Annotated in this window: 1 protein-coding gene; it reads left to right on the top strand. The window is 32.6% G+C overall.

Going from position 1 to position 1667, the window contains the following annotated elements:
- Nucleotides 1–482: 482 nt before the first annotated feature.
- Nucleotides 483–1478: a protein rep gene (locus HMPREF3029_RS00160; protein ID WP_083314928.1), complete on the top strand. Its 996-nt coding sequence runs from the start codon at nt 483–485 to the stop codon at nt 1476–1478.
- Nucleotides 1479–1667 lie beyond the last annotated feature (189 nt).

Below are 1667 nucleotides of genomic sequence, written 5' to 3'. Positions count from 1 at the left end.
TTCTAACGAAAGTTTAACGTCGATTTTGGATTCTGTAAAGTGATATGCTCAAATGAAATTTATTCGTATATGAATAAAATAAAAATAAAACTTGCTATTTTCTTAAGAGTCGTTTTTATGCCGAGAAAACTTTTTGAGAAAGAAAAGACCCTTCAAGTACACTTAACGAAGTGGGCCCACCAGGGCGTTTTTTCCTGGTGGCTCATCTTCGGGAAGTTTGAAGGGTCGAAGTTTCTACTCAAAAAGGAAATTGGAATAAATACATACGTTTTGAAGAATTTTGAAACGAGTGAAACGAGTTTCTTCTTATCTTGATACTATATAGAAACAATTAAATTTTGTATTTTTTATTGAAATGCTTGCATACCAAGGCTTTGACGCTCTTTTTTAGCCTTAAAATAGTTGAAAGAAAAATTTGCATAAAAAAAGCCCCAGTATTATGATTAAGTTACCACACAAAACCAAAACTGGGGGTCTTTTATATGCATATTAATAATAGCATGACAGGAAATGACAGACAAGTAAATAAACCGTTTAAAGATATTACTAAAACAGGAAAGATACGACCATGGCGTGAAAAAAAGGTAGCGAACGTAACATACGCTGAATTACTTCAAATACTAGAATTTAAGAAATCTAATAATGTTAAACAATGTGGCGAAGTGTTGGAGTTTAAACCGAGTGATACTGGACATTTAAAACTATATCGAGCATGGTTTTGTAAATCAAAATTATGCCCAGTTTGTAATTGGAGACGAGCAATGAAACAAAGTTATCAATCGCAACGAGTGGTTGAAGAAGTTTTAAAAGAGTATCCAAGCTCTCGTTGGTTGTTTTTAACACTGACTGTTAAGAATGTTTGGTCGGGTCAAGAGTTAAACGAATCATTAAGTTATATGACTAAAGCATTCAATAAGCTTAAACAGTATAAAAAAGTATCAAAAAATCTTATTGGTTTTATGAGAGCAACTGAAATAACGGTCAATAAGGAAAATGGATCTTACAACCAACATATGCATGTGCTTCTATGTGTTAGTGGAACTTATTTCAAGAATAAAGAAAATTATATTTCTCAAGATGAATGGACTAATTTATGGCAAAGAGCTTTACAAGTGGAGTACAAGCCAGTTGTGAATGTTAAAGCGATAAGACCGAATAAGAAAAAGGATTCTGCCATTACATCAGCAATCAAAGAAACGGCTAAATACAGCGTTAAATCATCTGATTACCTTACAGATGACCTAGAAAGCAATTTAAAGGCCGTAGAGGACCTTGAGAGAGGTTTATATGCTAAACGACTCATTTCTTATGGAGGAGCTTTAAAAACGGCTCACAAGCGTTTAAATTTAGACGATAACGAAGATGGCGATTTAATTCATACGAGTGATGATGAAATTTCAGAAACAGAGTCAAAAGCAAATTCAATTATTGCGATATTTAATTATGAAAAACAAGATTATTATTTAAAAAACGAATAAAAAATAGCCTAGATCTAATTTATAGGTCTAGGCTATTTTTGTATGTATTTATCAAATTTTAATTAGTCGTACTCATAAAAATATTTGAATAGTAACGTCGAACGCAGGTGAGAAAAAACTTTCCTACGAAGTAGAAAATAAAAGTTTTTCATCGACGTCGTTTACGACGTGTAGATGCGCCCTTACGGG

The sequence above is a fragment of the Nosocomiicoccus sp. HMSC059G07 genome, assembly GCF_001815515.1.
In the GTDB taxonomy this organism is placed as follows: domain Bacteria; phylum Bacillota; class Bacilli; order Staphylococcales; family Salinicoccaceae; genus Nosocomiicoccus; species Nosocomiicoccus ampullae_A.
The sequence above is the reverse complement of the archived record's forward strand: the minus strand, read 5'-3'. Positions and strand labels throughout refer to the sequence as shown.